Source organism: Nonomuraea sp. NPDC050540, assembly GCF_044457485.1.
Taxonomy (GTDB): domain Bacteria; phylum Actinomycetota; class Actinomycetes; order Streptosporangiales; family Streptosporangiaceae; genus Nonomuraea.
In genome coordinates, this window is sequence record NZ_JBITHA010000009.1 from 190,438 (window position 1) to 206,396 (window position 15,959).

Genomic DNA, 15,959 nt, shown 5'->3' on the forward strand with positions numbered 1-15,959 from the left:
AGCGATGATATCCGGACTTATATCTACTCTGGGCCTATATCCATATTGGACATGGTTTGGTGGTGTCTGGTGTTCTCTGCGTCATGGCTATGACAGGGGGACCGATGCTCGGCGAGTTGCGGCAGGAGGGGCCGCCACGGCGACGACGGCGGCGCAGGTGGCCGTGGGTGGTCGCGGGGGTGCTCGTGCCCGCCGTCGCGGCGGGCGGCGTCGTCTGGGCCCTGCGTACCGAGGGCTCGGCCGAGAAGACCGCCGACGCCTATCTGTCGGCCTGGTCGAGCAACGACTACGCCGCCATGAAGGCGCTGGTGGCCGATCCGCCCAAGGACTTCGTCGAGTGGCACGAGAAGGTACGCCGCGACCTCAAGCTGGAACGGCAGTCGTTCACCGCGATCAGGAGCGGTGGGGTGTTCGCCTCCGACGCGGCCGATCGCGGCTACGAGAGCTTCGGGGCCAGGCTCATCGGGCGAGGGCCCGACCTGGACTACGAGGGCGAACTCAAGCTGGTCGAGAAGGACCGGCGCTGGATGGTCGCCTGGACGCCCGCCACCATCCACCCCGAGCTCAAGCCCGGCCGGTCGCTGCGGCTGGTGACCGGCAAGGACGAGAACGTGCCCGTCCTGGCGGCGGGCGGCACGCGCATCGACTCCGCGGACGTGCCCGGTTCCGTCCAGCAGATCGTGGCCGGGCTGAAGGCGAAGTACGTCGACCGGCTACGCGTGCCCAACACCGCCAAGATCAACCTGTACGAGGACGGCGACAAGCTGGTCAAAACCCTCGAAGAGGTCAGCGCGGCGAAGCGGGCGCCGTTCCAGACCACGCTCGACCTGCGCGTGCACGCGGCCGGGGCGAAAGCGCTCCGGCTCACCAAGAAGCCCGCCGCGCTGGTCGCCCTGCGCCCCTCAACCGGCGAGATCCTGGCCGTCGTCAACAACCGGGGCGGGTTCGACCGGGCGCTCATGGGCAAGTACCCGCCCGGCTCCACCTTCAAGGTCGTCACCGCCTCCGCGCTCGTCGCCGACGGCGTCTCGGCCACCCAGACGGTCAAGTGCCCCGCCGAGCAGAACATCGGCGGCTTCCCCTTCCACAACGCCGGCTACAAGAACTACGGCAGCCTGCCGTTCCGTGACGCCTTCGCCCACTCGTGCAACACCACGTTCGGCGCCATGACCGTGGGCTCGCTCGGGGCCTCGCGGCTGGCCAAGGTCGCCGGGGACTTCGGCTTCGGCGTGCCCATCGACCCCGGCGTACCCGCGGTGCGGGCCGACTTCCCCGCCGCCAAGGACGACACCGACCTCGCCTCCGCCTCCATCGGTCAGGGCCGCGTCCTGGCCTCCCCCTTGAACATGGCCGCGGTGGCCGCCGCGATCGCCTCCGGCACGTGGCGCCCGCCCCGCCTCGTACCGGCCGAGCTGGTCCCGACCGACGGCGAGGCCCGCCGCCCGCTGGAGGACGACATCGTGAAGGCCCTGCGCACGCTGATGCCCGCCGTCGTCTCCGAGGGCACCGCCCAAGCAGCCCCCTTCCCCGCCGGTACGGCCGGCAAGACCGGCACCGCCGAGTACGGCTCAGGCAAGGAACCGCCGGCCCACTCGTGGTTCATCGGCTACAAGGGGGATTTGGCGTTCTCCGTCATCGTGGAGGGAGGCGGCGCCGGCTCCGCGGTAGCCGCCCCCATAGCCGCCTACTTCCTCAACAACCTCCCCACCCAGCCCTAACCACCCACACCCCGGACCCAGCCCCAGCACAACTACCCGGCAAACCCGAAAGCGCCACACCCGCAGACACCGGGACCGCGGGACACCCCCGAAGCGCCCACCGGGGCTCCTGAGCGCCACCACCCTCTGGGGTGCCGGGTAGTTGTGCCCGGCCGCTGCCCGGGGGTTGGGGTGGGGTTAGACGGCTTTGCGGTCGAGGGGGGAGGTGAGGCCGGCGACGGCGGCGACCACCTCGGAGGCGTTGGTCAGGTCGGGCAGGACCAGGTCGGCCCCCGCCTCACGGAGTTCCGAGGCCATCGAGCGCCCGGAAGCCACCCCGATCATCGCCGCCCCACCGATCTTGGCCGCCTGGACGTCGCGGGTCGAGTCGCCGATCACCACCGTGTTGGCCACCGTGAACGGCGTGCCGGCCCGCTGCTTGGCCCGCCCCTGCGCCACCTGCAACAGGGTGGCCTTCGGGTAGACCTCCTCGCCATAGCCGCCGAGGTCGAAGTCGATGTGCTTGTCCAGCCCGAACGCCTTGAGCTTGTGCACCGCGTTGCTCTTGATGGTGCCGGTCAGCACCGTCTGGATCACCCCGTCGAGCCGGGCCACGGCCTTGAGCGCGTCCTTGGCCCCGGCCATCATCCGCCCCTCCTTGGCCAGCCGCTTGCGCCGGTCGGCGAAGGCCATGGCCAGCGCCGACAGGAACTTGGGCAGGTGGGCGTCCTCGGCCACGATCCCGTTGACGGCCAGCGTCTCGAAGACGATCTCGGAGTCGGGCCGCCCCAGCGCCGGCACCAGTTTGACCAGGGGCCGCCCGGTCACGACCCGGAAGGCCTCCGCGTAGGCGTCGCGGGTCACGATCGCGACGTCGACCAGCGTGAGGTCGATGTTCCAGAGCACAAGGCGGTTGATGGCAGCCTCCTGAGGGGGTTCCTGTCAGGGTACGGCTCCCGCCCCCGCGAAGCTGCCCCGCCAGGGCATTTAAGCATGATTGCCGGTAGTGATGCTTTGTGAGAAGAAACCCGCTCATCATGGCGACACGCAAGAATTGATCAAGCTTCTGACCTGGGAAAACTTATATTGACCCCGTGAGTGCCACAGCACGCCTCCGGCCGACGGCCCGATTCCTGGCGGGTGATCTGATCTGGATCGTCCCGCTGGCCGTCGCGAGCTGGGTGCTGGCCAACCTGTGGCCGCCCCACCAGCCCTGGGCGGACCTGGCGATGACGATCGCCCTGCTGGCGCCGATGATGTGGCGCCACCTGTATCCGGTGGGCGTGTTCACGCTGGTGTCCGCGCTCGCGCTGGTCCAGATGCTCAACGGCTGGCCACCGCTGCTGGCCGACCTGGGCGTCTGCATCGCGCTGGCGACCGTGGCCGTCAGCCGCAGCCTCGCGATCTCGCTGCCCGCGCTGATCCTCACCTGCACGGGCCACGTCGTCTGGGCGCTGGCCTACCCGACGTCGATGATGCCGTTCCCGTGGATGGCCAACCAGTTGTTGTTCATCGTGCTGGTCTGGTTCGCCGGACGCTACGTGCTGGCCAAACGCATGGTCATGCAGGGCATCAGGGAGCGGCTGCTGCTGGCCGAGCGGGCCAGGGAGGGCGAGGCCCGCGCGGCGGTCGACCGCGAACGGCTGCGCATCGCCCGCGACCTGCACGACAGCGTGGCGCACAACGTGACCGTGATGATCACGCATGCCGAGGGCGCGCGGCTCGGGCTCGACGCCGATCCGGCAGGCGCCAAGGCCGCCCTGGCGCAGATCGCCGAGTGCGGCCGCTTCGCCCTGCACGACATGCGCGAACTGGTGAGCGCCCTGCGCGCCGGCTCCTGCCCGCGTCCGTGGCGCGAGGCGATCGACGACCTGGCCCAGCGGATGCGGCGCAGCGGCGTCCCCGGCATCGCGGTACGCGTCGAGGGCGAGCCGGACACCGCGCCGGACGAGGTGCTCCTGGCCGCCCAGCAGGTCGTCGGCGAGGCGCTGACGAACGTGCTCAAGCACGCCGGGCGCGGCGTCGCGGCCTCCGTGTTCGCCGCCTTCACCACGACCGGTGCCTACGTGAAGGTCGAGGACGACGGCGGCGGCCCGCTCGCGGCCGTCTCCCTGCCGGCCGGCGGCAACGGGCTGGTCGGGCTGCGGGAGCGGGTGCGCGGGCTCGGCGGCGAGTTCAGCGCCGGTGCGCGGCGTGGGGGCGGCTTCGTGGTCGAGGCGCGCCTGCCATACCCGATCCGACTGTCCTGCGCGGCCGAGGGCCGCCTGCCGTACGCGAAGGAGAGTGGCGATGCGGCCTGACGGCGAGAACCTCCTGCGGGTCCTGCTCGTGGACGACCAGGAGCTGATCCGCGCGGGCGTGCGGATGGTGCTGCGCTCGGCGCCGGACATCCTGGTGGTCGGCGAGGCGTCGGACGGCGCGCTGGCGCTGGTGGCGCTGCGCGAGACGCCGGCCGACGTCGTGCTCATGGACGTGCGCATGCACGGCATGGACGGGATCGAGGCCACCGCCCGCATGCGGACGGACTTCCCGGCCACGTGCGTCGTCCTGCTGACCGCCTTCGACGAGGACGGCCTGGTCAGAGCTGGGCTGGCGGCGGGAGCCGACGGGTTCGTGCTCAAGGACGCGCCGCCGGAGGAACTGCTGCGCGCCATCCACACGGTCGCGGACGGCGGCGCCTACGTCTCCCCCATGCTCGCCAAGCGCCTGCTGGACGAGTACCGCCCGCAGCTCTACGAGGCCCCGGTGGCGGCGGGCAGCCTCGACGAGCTGACGCGACGGGAGCAGGAGGTGTTCACGCTGGTGGCGCGCGGGCTGACGAACTCCCAGATCGCCGAGCGGCTGTCGCTGTCGCCGGTCACCGTGCGCACCCACGTGGACAACGTGCTCGGCAAGCTGCACCTGCCGCACCGCAGCCGCCTCATCATCTTCGCCTACGAGAATGATCTGGTACGGCCTCAGCGTTTCGATGAGCCGCCAGCGTGAAGATGGTTGCCACGACCGTCTCTGGGGATGACGATAAGCGACATTTCACGACATAGCGTGATTTGCGGAGGTTAACGCTATGTGGAAGTGCGCTATAGGGCGTCACATGCTTTGCCTGGCGGCCTGCCTGGCCGCCGTCATCGCCGGTTCGGCGCTCATCATGGGCGCCTGGATCGGCAACGGCACGGAATCCGGGCGGCTGACCCAATGCTTCTCGTCCGAGCGCATGGACCTCGCGGTGCTGCCCGCCAGCTTCCCGCGCGAGGGCGGCCCGCCACAGATCCCCGGCCGGACGATCGCCGCCCTGCGCGCCCTCCCCGGCGTCACCGCCGTGCGCGAGGTGCGCGGCGGCACCGTACGGGCCAGCTGGCCGCGGGCCGATGCCACCGCGATGGAGGTCGTCGCGCTGCCCGCCAACGGCCTGCCCATGCTTCCCATCGTCCACGGCAGGCCGCCCGCCATCGACGGCGAGGCCGTCGTGGACGAGGCGACCGCCGTCTCCCACGGGCTCGGCGTCGGCAGCACCGTCACCGTCACCGACCCGCGCGGCACGCCGGTCCACCTGCGCGTGAGCGGCGTCCTCCAGGTCGACATGGACCAATCCATGATCGCCAGAGGTACGCTCGGCCTGAACCCGCAGACCGCCGCCGCCCTCGTCAGCCCGATCAGGCTCAGTGGCCTGCAGGTGACGCTCGACTCGGCCTCGCTCGCGGGACCGGTCCGCGACCAGGTCGCCGGCGAGCTGGGCTCCGCCTACACCGTCCACACCCGCCAGGACATCGCCGCCCGCCGCAGCGCCGACGCCGGCGTCATGAGCATCGCGCTGGCCACGCTCGGCATGACCGCCACCACGGTGGGCGCCGCCGCGAGCTGCTCGACCCTGGGCCGGCTGCGTTCCTACCTGCGCCAGTCCGCCGGCGCCCAGGTCGCCGCCCAGGGACGGCGGCGCATCCGCCGCATGATGGTCTACGACCGGCTCATCGGGTTCGCCACCGCGGCGACCGCCGGCGCCGGACTGGTCATCGGAACGCTCGTGCTGCTCGCGGGATCGGGCGCCGACCTGCCGTGCCTCAGCGTGTTCGCGATCTCCTCGACGCTCATGCTGCTGCCCTTGGCCGCCTACACCTGCGCCATGTTCCTCGCGCCCATCCCCGCCCTGCTCCGGCACTCCTGAGCGGTCAGGAGGTCTTGCGGGCGCGGGCGGCGCGGCGCTTGCCCTCGTGCATGGCCTGGACCCGGGCGATCGGGATGGTGTGGCCCTCGGCGACCAGGTCGTCGGGCAGGCGCTGGGGCTCCGGCATGGCCTCGGCCCACGGGTCGGCGCCGGACAGCAGGCCGGGCGCGGTGTGGATGGTGAAGTCGGACGGGCTCACCCGGTCCAGGTCCGCCCACGGGACGGGGAAGGAGACGGGGGCGCCGGGCCGTACCCGCGGACTGTAGGCCGCGACCACGGTCGCGCCGCCCGCGCGGGTGGAGTCCAGGAAGACCTTGCCACCGCGGTCCTCGCGGATGAACGCGGTGGTCGCCAGCGCCGGGTCCAGCCGCTCGGCGCGCGCGGCGACCGCGCGGGTCGCCGCGGCGAGATCCTCGACGCCCGTGCCCTCCGCGACCGGCACGAACACGTGCACGCCCTTGGCGCCGCTGGTCTTCACCGCCCCTTCCAGCCCGTCCGCCCGCAGCGCCGCCCGCACCAGCAGAGCAGCCTGTACGGCCAGCCCGAACGCCCCGTCCTCGGCCGGAGGATCGAGGTCGAGGATCAGATGCGTGGGCCGGTCCCCGCGAAACAGCGACGGGTGGTACTCGACGGCCCGCTGGTTGGCGAACCACAGCAGCGTCCGCCGGTCGCCGCACACGGCGTAGCGGACCTCGCGGTGGGAGCTCTCGGCCCACTGGGTGACGCTGTCGATCCACTCCGGCGCGTACTTGGGCAGGTTCTTCTGCATGAAAGGCGGCTGGCCCGGCCGCACCCGGATCACCGACAGGGCCCGCTCGTCCAGCGCCGCGACGAGCTGGCCGCTCACGGCGTCCAGGTAGTCGACCAGGTCCCGCTTGGTGGCCTCCGCCCCGTCGAACAGCGGCTGGCCGAGGTTGCTGAACTCGACCCCGTCTCGCGTCTCTTCCACCTTGCCCACCGACCCCACGATGCCCATCCCCGCCGCTCAGGTCAACGACGCGACCGCTCAGGCGTAGGAGAGGGCGTCGGCCAGGGTGTCGACCACGGGCAGGCCGGTGGCCTGGAGGTCGGCCCTGGTGGTCATGCCGCCGGTGTAGAGGACGGCTTGGGCGCCGACGTGCCGGGCGGCCAGCCCGTCGTCGACGCTGTCGCCGATCACCAGGACGTCGGCGGGCTCGACGCCGATGGCGGCCAGGTGGGTGCTCATGTGCGCCGCCTTCTCACCGCCGGTGGTGCCGAGCAGCCCGTCGATCCTGGTGAAGTGCTGGTGGATCGCGAACGACTCGACCAGCGGGACCAGGTGGGCGTGCGGCGCCATCGAGCAGAGCGACTGCGTGCCGTCCCAGCCCTGCAGCGCGGCCAGGGCGTCGGCGGCCAGGCCGCAGGCGACGCTCAGGCGGAAGTAGTGCTCGTGGAAGCCGTCGTCGAGCCGCTCCCACTCCCCGTCTTCGAGCGCGCGGCCGAGCATGCGCTCATAGGCCAGCCAGATCGGGCGGGTGTAGACGGCGCGGAAGCCGTCGGCGTCGAGGATGGGCAGTTCGTAGGGCTTGAAGACCTCGTTGGTCGCCCCGACGACCGCGTCGATGTCGTGGAAGAGGGTACCGTTCCAGTCCCAGATGATGTGCTTCGTCATGTCAGGACAATCGTATCGGCCGATCGCGACATTCCGGTGAACATGACGGAGCCGCGACCCGAAGGCCGCGGCTCCCCCGCGTGCTGATCAGCCGCGAGCCAGGGTGATCAGCCGCAGGCCTGCGCGGTCTTGCCGTTGGCCCAGGACTTGGTGTGCTTGGCCACGGCGTAGCCCCAGGCGCAGATGTTGGCGCCCTCGATCATGTCGCCCCAGTGGTGGCCGCCGTTGCCCTTGCCGTAGTCGAAGTGGACCACCCTGTTGCCGTTGCCGTTGGGCTTGGCCAGGATGACGCGGATGAGGCCGGTGTCGAGCGGGGACACCCAGATCTCGGCCCAGTTGGTCTTGCACTTGCGCGACCACATCAGCTTGATCGTGCCGTACTTCTTGCCCGAACCCTTCTGGACCAGCGTGCTCTGCTTCGAGACGATCCCCGAGGCGGCACAGCCGGACTTGTACGGGTCCTTCCCGTCGTAACCCCGAGCGGCGTGCGCGGCGGGAGACATCATGGCCAGAAGCGCCCCCGTGGCCGCCACTCCGGCTACTGCGGCTCGGATTCTCACTGAGACAGACTCCTTCGTGTTATCCGATGTGTAAACCACGGCAGCCTACAAGGGAGGTTCACGAAAGAGTCAAGAACAATCTCCGAATTGGGGCGACCTTAACGAAGGAGGTCGGGGATCTCCTGGGTCGCGTACCACATCAGTTCGTGCGCCTCGGCGCCGTCCACGGTGAAGCGGGCGTCGTCGTCGCCGTCGTCCGCGGCCGGGAGGGCGGCGATGGCCGCTTCGATGTCGGGGATGGCGTACAGGTCGTCCACGTGTGCCGCGGCCACCTTGGACAGGGGGACCGACTCCGCCAGCCGTACCCTGGCGCGCTCGGCCAGGTCCACGCCCACGGTGAGACCCCCGTCGGGGACCTCGGCCGCGACCACCACCCGCCGCGGGGCGGCGTCGACGCCGTCGGCTCGGTCGGCGGCGAGCATGCGCAGCGAGGCGCGGGCCGCCTCGGTGAGCGCCACGTATTCGAGCTCTTCGGTGTCGCCGGAGGCGTACCACTCGGTCAGCGCGGGGGTGACCGCGTAGCCGATCAACGGGGCCGGGCCGAGCTCTCCCGCGGCGACGGCCTTGGCCAGCGCGGGGAGCGTGCACGGCAGATAGACGCGCATGATGTGCCTTTCCGAGAAATCAAGAGCTCTATCATGCCCGCCGCAGCGGCAGGCGGAGGAGCGTCTCGAGTTCGGCGATGGTCGTGTCCGCGTCGCGGTGGTGGATGCCGGTGATGCCGAGGCCGCGGGCGGCGGTGATGTTCGCCTCGATGTCGTCGACGAACACACAGCTCCCGCCGGGCAGTCCCACCAGGTCGAGCGCATGGTGGAAGATGCGCGGCTCGGGCTTGCGCATGCCCACCTCGCCGGAGATCACCACCGCGTCGAAGACCTCGTCCCAGCCGTCGCGCGGGTAGGTGTTGGACCACGAGTTCGACAGCAGGCAGGTTCTGATCCCCGCCGTCCGCGCCATCCGCAGCATGTCGTACATGACGTCCACTCGGTCGAACGCCGCGAACATCCTCTCCAGCAGCCCCTCCGCGACCGGCGGCGCCCCGTCCACGGTGCGCAGCCGCGCCGCCAGGTCCCGCTCGAACGCCGCTCCCGGCATCTCCCCGCGCTCCAGCGCGTGCACGACGCTCTCGCCGTCGCCGTTGTAGGCGTTGTCCACGAGGCCGCGCATGACCGTGCGGTAGTGGGCGCCGTCGATGCGATCGGCCTCGATCCACTTGGCGATCGCGGTGGACAGGCTCGTCGTGAGCACGCCGCCCCAGTCGATCAGCACTCCTGCGACCACGGAGACCTCCCGGTGATGGAATATCGTTCTAGGGTAGTTCCCCCGGGAACGCGGCCGGCGGCGGGCGGGACATAACCGCTTAATCGGGCTCAACCTAACGCTGGTTAGGGTGACCGCATGGTGACCATCGACGACTATCGCGCCCCTGGTCCGGACATCTTCGTCTTCCCGCCGATCATCGACGGCGGCCCCTTCTGGTTCACCAAACCCGTGCTCCTCGCGGTCGTCTGCGCGGGGCTCGTCATCGCCTTCTGCTGGGCCGCCTTCGCCAAGCCCAAGATCGTCCCCCGTGGCGTCCAGAACGCCGGGGAGTACGTCTACCTCTTCGTCCGCGAGCAGGTCGCCAAGCCGTTCCTAGGAGCCGACGCCGACCGCTTCATGGGCCTGCTGTTCGCCTTGTTCCTACTGGTCCTGACCTGGAACCTGGTGGGCCTGATCCCGTTCGTCCAGTTCCCGGCCTCCTCGCACATCGCCTTCCCCGCCGTGCTGGCCGTCGCGATCTTCGTACTCAGGGTCTACCTGGGCGTCAAGCACCAGGGATTCACCGGCTACCTCAGGAACATGTCCATCCCGCCCGACCTGCCCAAGTGGGCACTGGGGATCTACGTGCCCATGGAGCTGGCGCACCAGTTCCTGTTCTCGTGGGCCACCCACGCCATCCGGGTCTTCGCCAACATGTTCGCCGGCCACATGCTGCTGGCCTTCTTCAGCTCGGTCGGCTTCTGGTTCCTGGTGGAGAAGCTCAGCCCGCTGGGCGCCCCGATCGGGCTGCTGGGCGTGGTGATGACGATCCTGCTGACGGCTTTCGAGCTGTTCATCATGTTCCTGCAGGCGTACCTGTTCACCATGCTCTCGGCCATGTACATCGCGAGTGGGCTGCGCGCCGAGCACTAAGCCGAGCGCTAACCGGCTGCGCGGGCGGCCAGCTTCCTGTGCTTGGCCGAGCGCAGTACCTTCGCGGCCTGTTCGGCCGAGGCCTTCGGCGCCTCGGTCAGGAAGCCGCGGTTCTTCCTCAACGTGAGCAGCCGGGTCACCGAGGCGTCCAGCCGCGCCTCGGAGATCCGGCCCGACTTCACCGCCCCCAGCACCGCGTTGTACGCCTTCGGGAAGTCGGCGGGCATGAGCAGCAGATCGGCCCCGGCCAGCACGGCGCGTACCGCCACCTCACCGTCGCCGTACTTCTTGCGCACCCCGCCCATGTTCAGGGCGTCGGTGGAGATCACGCCCTTGAAGCCGAGCCTGTCGCGCAGCAGCCCGGTCAGGATGGGCTTGGACAGCGTGGCCGGATCGCCGGAGTCGTCCAGCTTCGGCATCACGATGTGCGCGCTCATGATCGCGTCCACGCCGGCGTCGATCGCGGCCTGGAACGGCGGCGCGTCCAGCTTCTCCCACTGCGCCCGGGTGTGCTTGATCACCGGAAGCCCGGTGTGGCTGTCGGTCGCGGTGTCGCCGTGGCCGGGGAAGTGCTTGGCGGTGCTGGCGACCCCGGCCTCCCCGAAGCCCTTGACCGCCGCGCCCACCATCTTGGCCACCTTGGCCGGGTCGTCGCCGAAGGCCCGCCGGCCGATCACCGGGTTGCGCGGGTTGAGGTTCACGTCGGCGACCGGGGCGAAGTCGAGGTTGACCCCGAGCGCCTTCAGCTCGTCGCCGGTGGCCCTGGCGACCGCCCGCGAGAACTCCGTGTCCCCGGTGGCGCCGATCCGGTCGGCGCTGGGCAGATCGGTCATCAGCGCCGACATCCGCGAGACCAGGCCGTTCTCCTGGTCGGTACCGATGAGCAGCGGGACCCGCTTCGCGGCCGCCTGCAGGCCGTTGGCGAGCCTGACGACCTGCGCGGTGCTCCTGACGTTGGCCGGGAAGAGGATCACGCCGCCGAGGTGGTACTTGGCGACGACCTTCGCGGGCGTCTGGGCGCCGAACCTGGCCTGGTTCTCGCCGGAGACGCTGTCGGCGGCGGTGCCGTACACGACGGGCATGAACAGCTGCCCGACCTTCTCCTCCCGGCTCATCGCCTTCACCAGCCGCTCGACCTCGCCCGTCCTGGGCTTCGGCGACGTCGGCGCGGAGGCGGCCGGGCTCGGCTGGGCGGCGGCCGCCGCCGAGCTCGGCGCCGCCGGGCCCCCTCCGCCCGCGCACGCGGCCAGAGCGAGAACGAGCATGCCTGCGGTGCCGATGCGTCCAACCATGTCCAACACGTTATCCGGGCAAGGCCGTGCAAGAGCCGCAGGAGGCTAAAGTCCGAGCTCCGCGAGTCCGGGCAGGTTGGAGCGGGCCGCCGCGCGCGCGTGCCGCGCCGTCGCCTGCCCCCGCGCCGCGTGCGCCGCGCGCCCGCACTCGTCCAGCGTGCTCACCGCCAGCGCCGCCCGTACGGCCGGCAGCGCGGTGGCGCTCATCGACAACGTGCTCACCCCGAGCCCGGCCAGCACGCAGGCGAGCACCGGATCGGCCGCCGACTCCCCGCACACCCCGCACTGCCGCCCGTTGTCCGAGGCGGCGGTGGCCGTGGCGGCGACGAGGTCGAGCAGCGCCGGCTGCCACGGGTCCTGCAGCCCGGCCAGCGCGCCCACCTGCCGGTCGGCGGCGAAGGTGTACTGCGACAGGTCGTTGGTCCCGATCGAGAAGAAGTCGGCCTCCTGGGCGAGTCCGTGCGCGCGCAGCGCCGCCGCCGGCACCTCGATCATCACGCCCGCGCTCGGCAGCCCGGCGGCCCGGCACGCTCCCGCGAACCACCTGGCCTCCTCGGCCGTGGCCACCATCGGCGCCATGACGTGCAGTTCGGCGTCGGTGCCTGCCGCCGCGGCGGCCAGAGCGGCCAGCTGCACGGCCATCACCTCCGGATGGAGGCGGAACATCCGCAGGCCCCGCTCCCCCAGCGCCGGGTTCGGCTCCGGAGCGGACGGCTTCAGGAAGGCCAGCGGCTTGTCCGCCCCGGCGTCCAGCGTGCGCACCACGACCTTGCCGCCGGGAAAGGCCTCCAGGACCGCCCGGTACGCGGCTTCCTGCTCCTCGATCGAGGGCGCCTGCGCGCGGTCCAGGAACAGGAACTCCGTCCGGTACAGGCCCACGCCCTCGGCGCCGTTGGCCAGCGCGGGGTCAAGGTCTCCCGGACCACCGATGTTGGCCAGCAGCGGCACCCGGTGCCCGTCCTTGGTCCGCCCGGGGCCGCGGACCGCGGCGATCGCGGCCCGCCTGCTCTCCTGCGCCCCGACCGCGGTGGCCACGTCGTCGTCGGACGGCTCCAGCCGTACCTCGCCGGTGGACCCGTCGACCAGCACCCGGGCGCCGGGCCTGATCGTCGTCGCGCCCGCGCAGGCCACGACGGCGGGCACCCCCATCGCCTTGGCCAGGATCGCGGTATGGCTGGTCGGCCCGCCCTCCTCGGTGACGAACGCGGCCACCACGTCCCTGGACAGCAGCGCGGTGTCGGCCGGCGCGAGGTCACGGGCGATCAGCACGTACGGCTCCGCCGTCTCGACCGGCAGCCCGGGCAGCGGCTGCCCGGTCAGCTGGGCGATCACCCGGTCACGGATGTCGTCGAGGTCGGCGACCCGCTCACCGAGGTAGCCGCCGGCCTTGGCCAGCAGGTCGCGGTACCTGCCGAACGACTCGTACACGGCTCTGGGAGCGGCCAGGCCGCCGTCGATGAGCGACTTGACGCCCACGATCAGGCCGGGGTCCTCGGCCATCAGGGCCTGCGCCTGCAGGATCTCCCTGGCCTCGCCGCCGGCCTTGTCGCCGCGGGCCTCCAGGGCCCCGGCGACCTGCTTGAGCGCGGCCAGCGCGCGCTCCTTCTCCTGGACGGCCTCGCCGGTGAAGGTCTGGCCCGCGGGGGGTTCGGGCACCGAGGCCGTCAGGACGTAGGCGGGACCATGACCGATCCCCTGGCTGACCCCCGTGCCCTTCACGGCGTCTCAGCGATCTTGACCAGCTCGTCCAAGACGTCCTCGGCGCCCTCGCCGTCGGCCGTGATCACGATGGTCTCGCCCTGGCGGACGTCCAGCCCCATGACCGACAGGATGCTCTTGGCGTTGACCTGGGGACCGTCGGCCTTGCCGACCGTGACGTCGATCGGGGCCTTGGTCGCCGTCTGCACGAACGTCGCCGCCGGACGGGCGTGCAGGCCCACTTCGGCGGCGATGACGGCCTTGCGCTCTGCCATGAGACTTTCCTCCTTGATGATGGCGGTCCAGACCAGTTTGAACCTTAGGTGAACGGCGGCCAGTCGACCGCTGTGAGATCGGCCACCACGAGGTCGGCCTGGGCCAGTTCGTCGCCGGCGTGCGAGGTGGCGACGCCGACGCAGCGCATCCCGGCCGCCTTGGCCGCGGCGATGCCGGCCAGCGAGTCCTCGAACACCACGCAGTCGGCCGGATCGGCGCCCAGCCGCTCGGCCCCGAGCAGGAAGCCCGCCGGGTCCGGCTTGCCGACGGCCACGTCCTCGGCCGCGACGATCTCCCTGATCAGCTTCCGTACGCCCACCTGCTCCAGGCGCGTCTCGGCCCAGGCGCGACCGGCCGAGGTGACCAGGCCGATGGGCGAGCCGTACGCGGCGACCTTGCGGACCAGCTCGGCCGCGCCGGGCACCGGCACGATCTCGGGCAGTTCCGGGTGGTCGTTGTAGCCGTAGACCTCGCGGATCAGCTCCTCGACGTCGTGGCCGGGGAACACCTCGGGGATCACGTCGCGGCCCCTGCGGCCCATGAAGACACGCACGTCCTGCTTGACGTCGTGCTTGTCGAGCAGGAGTTGCCACATGGCCATGCTCCGGGCTTCGGTATTGATCAGCGTCCCGTCAAGGTCGAAAAGAGCTGTGTCTATTCCCACCGGAACAACTCGTCCCCCACATGAACCTCCCCCTCCGCGACGCCGGTCACCGACTCGGCCGCCGCGTCCAGTGCGACCACCGGGCAGACCGGCGAGCGGCCGCCCGCCTCGATGGCCGCGGGGTCCCAGGCGACGACCGGCTGACCGGCGCTGACCCGGTCCCCCTCGGCCGCCAGTAGCTGGAACCCCTCCCCCTTGAGCTGGACGGTGTCGATCCCCAGGTGCACCAGCACGCCTCTGCCGTCGTCCCCCACGATGACGTAGGCATGCGGATGCAATTTCATGATTTTTCCGGGTATCGGGGCAACTGCCTTGCCCGGTCCCCGCAAGGGGTCGATGGCCGTGCCCGGCCCCACCATGCCCGCGGAGAAGACCGGATCGGGCACGGCCGCCAACCCCACTGCTGCCCCCTCGACCGGGGCGAGAACAGTCGTCATGGTCTCGCCCTCTAGCCGATGATGTCCTCGATGTCGCTGGCGATCGTGTCGGCCTCCGGCCCCACGACCACCTGGACCACGTTCCCCGCCGCCATCACCCCGTGGGCTCCGGCCGCCTTGAGCGCGGCCTGATCCACCTTGGAGGCGTCGTGCACCTCGGTGCGCAGGCGTGTGATGCAGGGTTCGATCTCGATGATGTTCTCGGCGCCGCCGAGTCCCGCGATGATCGCGTTTACGTCCGTCGCCATCCGGTCCTCCTCCTGAATACTCTCCGACCAGGCTAAACGACGCTCCGTGATCAGTCGGTCTGGGTCACCTTGTTGAGTCCGCGCGGCGCGTCGGGGTCGATGCCGAGCCTGCGGGCCAGCGACTCGGTGAGCAACTGACCGGGCACGATCAGGCCCATCGGGGCGACCCACTCGGGCAGGTCCGGGCCGTTCAGGGCGGCGGTGCCCGCGCCGGCGAGAGCCGTACCCCCGCCGATGGTGAAGGCGGACGCGCCCGCCGCCACGACGCGCTCGGCGAGCGCGACGGTGCCGGAGAGCGTGGGGCTGTTCTCCGCGGCGACAAGCAGCGCGGGGGTGTCGGCGTCGACCACGGCGATGGGGCCGTGCAGGAGGTCGGCGTAGGACAGGCCCATGGCGTGCAGGTAGCAGGCCTCCTTGAGCTTGAGCGCGGTCTCCAGCGCGGTCGAGAACGCCAGGCCGCGGCCGGAGACGACCACGCCCGGCTTGTCGGCCAGGCCCTCGACCACCGCGTCGAGGTCGCCCGGGTCGGTGATCAGCTTCTCCACCGCGTCCGGGACCTTCTGCAGGTCGTCGGCGTCCACGTCGGCGCCCAGCCCCAGCGCGAGAACGGCCAGCGCGGCCAGCTGCGTGGTGTACGTCTTGGTGGCGGGCACGGCCTTCTCCTCGCCGGCCAGCGTGACCAGCGCCAGGTCGGCGACCTGGGCGAGCGGGCTGTCCGGACCGCCGTTCGTGACGCCCACGGTCTTCGCGCCGCAGTCCTTGGCCCAGGCCAGGGTCTCGACGATCTCCTCGGTGCGGCCCGACTGCGAGATGGCCACGGCCAGCACGCCGTCGAGGTCGAGCTTGCGCTTGTAGGTGGTCGCGATGGACGGGGCGGCGAGCGCGGAGAGACGACCCGCATGTGATTCCACCAGGTAGCGCCCGTAGACTGCGGCATTGTCCGAGGTGCCGCGCGCGATGAAGAGCAGCTGACGTGTCTGCTCGCCCAGCGCCCTGACCTCATCGACTCTGGGGAGCAAGGAGTCCAGGGTGGCCCGCAGCGCCGCGGGCTGCTCGGCGATCTCGCTGCGCATCTTCGTGGTCATCTTGTCCTCATCGGCTTGACTGATAATTCCGGCAT

Annotated in this window: 18 protein-coding genes; 5 read left to right on the forward strand and 13 right to left on the reverse strand. The window is 71.0% G+C overall.

Annotated elements, in window-relative coordinates; all coding sequences use genetic code 11:
• Positions 1–83: 83 nt before the first annotated feature.
• Positions 84–1,718, forward strand: a complete 1,635-nt coding sequence (locus ACIBI5_RS29910; protein ID WP_397252073.1) for a penicillin-binding transpeptidase domain-containing protein — start codon at positions 84–86, stop codon at positions 1,716–1,718.
• A 177-nt stretch (positions 1,719–1,895) separates the two neighbouring features.
• On the opposite strand, the gene ACIBI5_RS29915 is transcribed toward ACIBI5_RS29910, so the two are convergent.
• Positions 1,896–2,603, reverse strand: a complete 708-nt coding sequence (locus tag ACIBI5_RS29915; RefSeq protein ID WP_397252074.1) for an HAD family hydrolase — start codon at positions 2,601–2,603, stop codon at positions 1,896–1,898.
• Positions 2,604–2,791: 188 nt separating this feature from the next.
• Here ACIBI5_RS29915 and ACIBI5_RS29920 point away from each other — a divergent pair, with 188 nt between their 5' ends.
• The 3 genes from ACIBI5_RS29920 to ACIBI5_RS29930 all read left to right on the forward strand — a co-directional run bounded on the left by ACIBI5_RS29920 (position 2,792) and on the right by ACIBI5_RS29930 (position 5,856).
• Positions 2,792–3,997, forward strand: coding sequence for a sensor histidine kinase (locus tag ACIBI5_RS29920; protein WP_397252075.1), 1,206 nt, complete (start codon positions 2,792–2,794; stop codon positions 3,995–3,997).
• On the forward strand, positions 3,987–4,682 hold the full coding sequence (locus tag ACIBI5_RS29925) for a response regulator (protein WP_397252076.1): 696 nt from the start codon (positions 3,987–3,989) through the stop codon (positions 4,680–4,682). Before ACIBI5_RS29920 ends, ACIBI5_RS29925 begins: the two co-directional genes overlap by 11 nt.
• 106 nt (positions 4,683–4,788) lie before the next feature.
• Positions 4,789–5,856: a hypothetical protein gene (locus tag ACIBI5_RS29930; RefSeq protein WP_397252077.1), complete on the forward strand. Its 1,068-nt coding sequence runs from the start codon at positions 4,789–4,791 to the stop codon at positions 5,854–5,856.
• A gap of 4 nt (positions 5,857–5,860) precedes the next feature.
• Here the strand turns inward: ACIBI5_RS29930 and ACIBI5_RS29935 are convergent, their stop codons facing one another.
• From ACIBI5_RS29935 to ACIBI5_RS29955, 5 genes are all read right to left on the reverse strand, one after another.
• Positions 5,861–6,814, reverse strand: coding sequence for a DNA polymerase domain-containing protein (locus tag ACIBI5_RS29935; RefSeq protein ID WP_397252078.1), 954 nt, complete (start codon positions 6,812–6,814; stop codon positions 5,861–5,863).
• A 48-nt stretch (positions 6,815–6,862) separates the two neighbouring features.
• Positions 6,863–7,489, reverse strand: coding sequence for an HAD family hydrolase (locus ACIBI5_RS29940; RefSeq protein WP_397252079.1), 627 nt, complete (start codon positions 7,487–7,489; stop codon positions 6,863–6,865).
• A 107-nt stretch (positions 7,490–7,596) separates the two neighbouring features.
• A complete protein-coding gene (locus ACIBI5_RS29945; protein ID WP_397252080.1) occupies positions 7,597–8,049 on the reverse strand; it encodes a DUF2690 domain-containing protein in 453 nt (150 codons plus the stop codon).
• A gap of 98 nt (positions 8,050–8,147) precedes the next feature.
• Positions 8,148–8,654: a DUF6912 family protein gene (locus ACIBI5_RS29950; RefSeq protein ID WP_379609845.1), complete on the reverse strand. Its 507-nt coding sequence runs from the start codon at positions 8,652–8,654 to the stop codon at positions 8,148–8,150.
• Positions 8,655–8,685: 31 nt separating this feature from the next.
• Positions 8,686–9,330, reverse strand: a complete 645-nt coding sequence (locus ACIBI5_RS29955; RefSeq protein ID WP_397252081.1) for an HAD family hydrolase — start codon at positions 9,328–9,330, stop codon at positions 8,686–8,688.
• Between the two features lie 117 nt (positions 9,331–9,447).
• Here ACIBI5_RS29955 and atpB point away from each other — a divergent pair, with 117 nt between their 5' ends.
• Positions 9,448–10,224: a F0F1 ATP synthase subunit A gene (gene atpB / locus ACIBI5_RS29960; protein ID WP_397252082.1), complete on the forward strand. Its 777-nt coding sequence runs from the start codon at positions 9,448–9,450 to the stop codon at positions 10,222–10,224.
• Between the two features lie 8 nt (positions 10,225–10,232).
• Here atpB and ACIBI5_RS29965 read toward each other — a convergent pair whose 3' ends face one another.
• From ACIBI5_RS29965 to ACIBI5_RS29995, 7 genes are read right to left on the reverse strand one after another with little or no spacing between them, the layout of a single operon-like run.
• Positions 10,233–11,516 carry a glycoside hydrolase family 3 protein gene (locus tag ACIBI5_RS29965; RefSeq protein ID WP_397252083.1) on the reverse strand — a complete coding sequence of 428 codons (1,284 nt, stop codon included), beginning with the start codon at positions 11,514–11,516 and terminating at the stop codon, positions 10,233–10,235.
• 45 nt (positions 11,517–11,561) lie between these two features.
• Positions 11,562–13,235 carry a phosphoenolpyruvate--protein phosphotransferase gene (gene ptsP / locus ACIBI5_RS29970; RefSeq protein WP_397252084.1) on the reverse strand — a complete coding sequence of 558 codons (1,674 nt, stop codon included), beginning with the start codon at positions 13,233–13,235 and terminating at the stop codon, positions 11,562–11,564.
• On the reverse strand, positions 13,232–13,489 hold the full coding sequence (locus ACIBI5_RS29975; protein WP_397093921.1) for an HPr family phosphocarrier protein: 258 nt from the start codon (positions 13,487–13,489) through the stop codon (positions 13,232–13,234). The genes ptsP and ACIBI5_RS29975 overlap by 4 nt, the downstream gene beginning before the upstream one ends.
• A gap of 44 nt (positions 13,490–13,533) precedes the next feature.
• Positions 13,534–14,154, reverse strand: a complete 621-nt coding sequence (locus ACIBI5_RS29980) for an HAD family hydrolase (protein ID WP_397252085.1) — start codon at positions 14,152–14,154, stop codon at positions 13,534–13,536.
• The gene (locus tag ACIBI5_RS29985; RefSeq protein ID WP_184957721.1) at positions 14,145–14,591 is read right to left on the reverse strand and encodes a PTS glucose transporter subunit IIA; all 447 of its coding nucleotides are present in this window, start codon (positions 14,589–14,591) and stop codon (positions 14,145–14,147) included. The genes ACIBI5_RS29980 and ACIBI5_RS29985 overlap by 10 nt, the downstream gene beginning before the upstream one ends.
• An 11-nt stretch (positions 14,592–14,602) precedes the next feature.
• Positions 14,603–14,839, reverse strand: coding sequence for a glucose PTS transporter subunit EIIB (locus ACIBI5_RS29990; RefSeq protein WP_184957722.1), 237 nt, complete (start codon positions 14,837–14,839; stop codon positions 14,603–14,605).
• A gap of 50 nt (positions 14,840–14,889) precedes the next feature.
• A complete protein-coding gene (locus tag ACIBI5_RS29995) occupies positions 14,890–15,924 on the reverse strand; it encodes an SIS domain-containing protein (RefSeq protein WP_379609852.1) in 1,035 nt (344 codons plus the stop codon).
• Positions 15,925–15,959: the final 35 nt, after the last annotated feature.

Excerpts from the sequence above, each read along its gene's own strand:
- ACIBI5_RS29910 (WP_397252073.1), top strand. The coding sequence starts at position 84 with ATGGCTATGACAGGGGGACCGATGCTCGGCGAGTTGCGGCAGGAGGGG.
- ACIBI5_RS29925 (WP_397252076.1), top strand. The coding sequence starts at position 3,987 with ATGCGGCCTGACGGCGAGAACCTCCTGCGGGTCCTGCTCGTGGACGAC.
- ACIBI5_RS29930 (WP_397252077.1), top strand. The coding sequence starts at position 4,789 with ATGCTTTGCCTGGCGGCCTGCCTGGCCGCCGTCATCGCCGGTTCGGCG.
- ACIBI5_RS29940 (WP_397252079.1), bottom strand. The coding sequence starts at position 7,489 with ATGACGAAGCACATCATCTGGGACTGGAACGGTACCCTCTTCCACGAC.
- ACIBI5_RS29950 (WP_379609845.1), bottom strand. The coding sequence starts at position 8,654 with ATGCGCGTCTATCTGCCGTGCACGCTCCCCGCGCTGGCCAAGGCCGTC.
- atpB (WP_397252082.1), top strand. The coding sequence starts at position 9,448 with ATGGTGACCATCGACGACTATCGCGCCCCTGGTCCGGACATCTTCGTC.
- ACIBI5_RS29965 (WP_397252083.1), bottom strand. The coding sequence starts at position 11,516 with ATGGTTGGACGCATCGGCACCGCAGGCATGCTCGTTCTCGCTCTGGCC.
- ACIBI5_RS29975 (WP_397093921.1), bottom strand. The coding sequence starts at position 13,489 with ATGGCAGAGCGCAAGGCCGTCATCGCCGCCGAAGTGGGCCTGCACGCC.
- ACIBI5_RS29985 (WP_184957721.1), bottom strand. The coding sequence starts at position 14,591 with ATGACGACTGTTCTCGCCCCGGTCGAGGGGGCAGCAGTGGGGTTGGCG.
- ACIBI5_RS29990 (WP_184957722.1), bottom strand. The coding sequence starts at position 14,839 with ATGGCGACGGACGTAAACGCGATCATCGCGGGACTCGGCGGCGCCGAG.
- ACIBI5_RS29995 (WP_379609852.1), bottom strand. The coding sequence starts at position 15,924 with ATGACCACGAAGATGCGCAGCGAGATCGCCGAGCAGCCCGCGGCGCTG.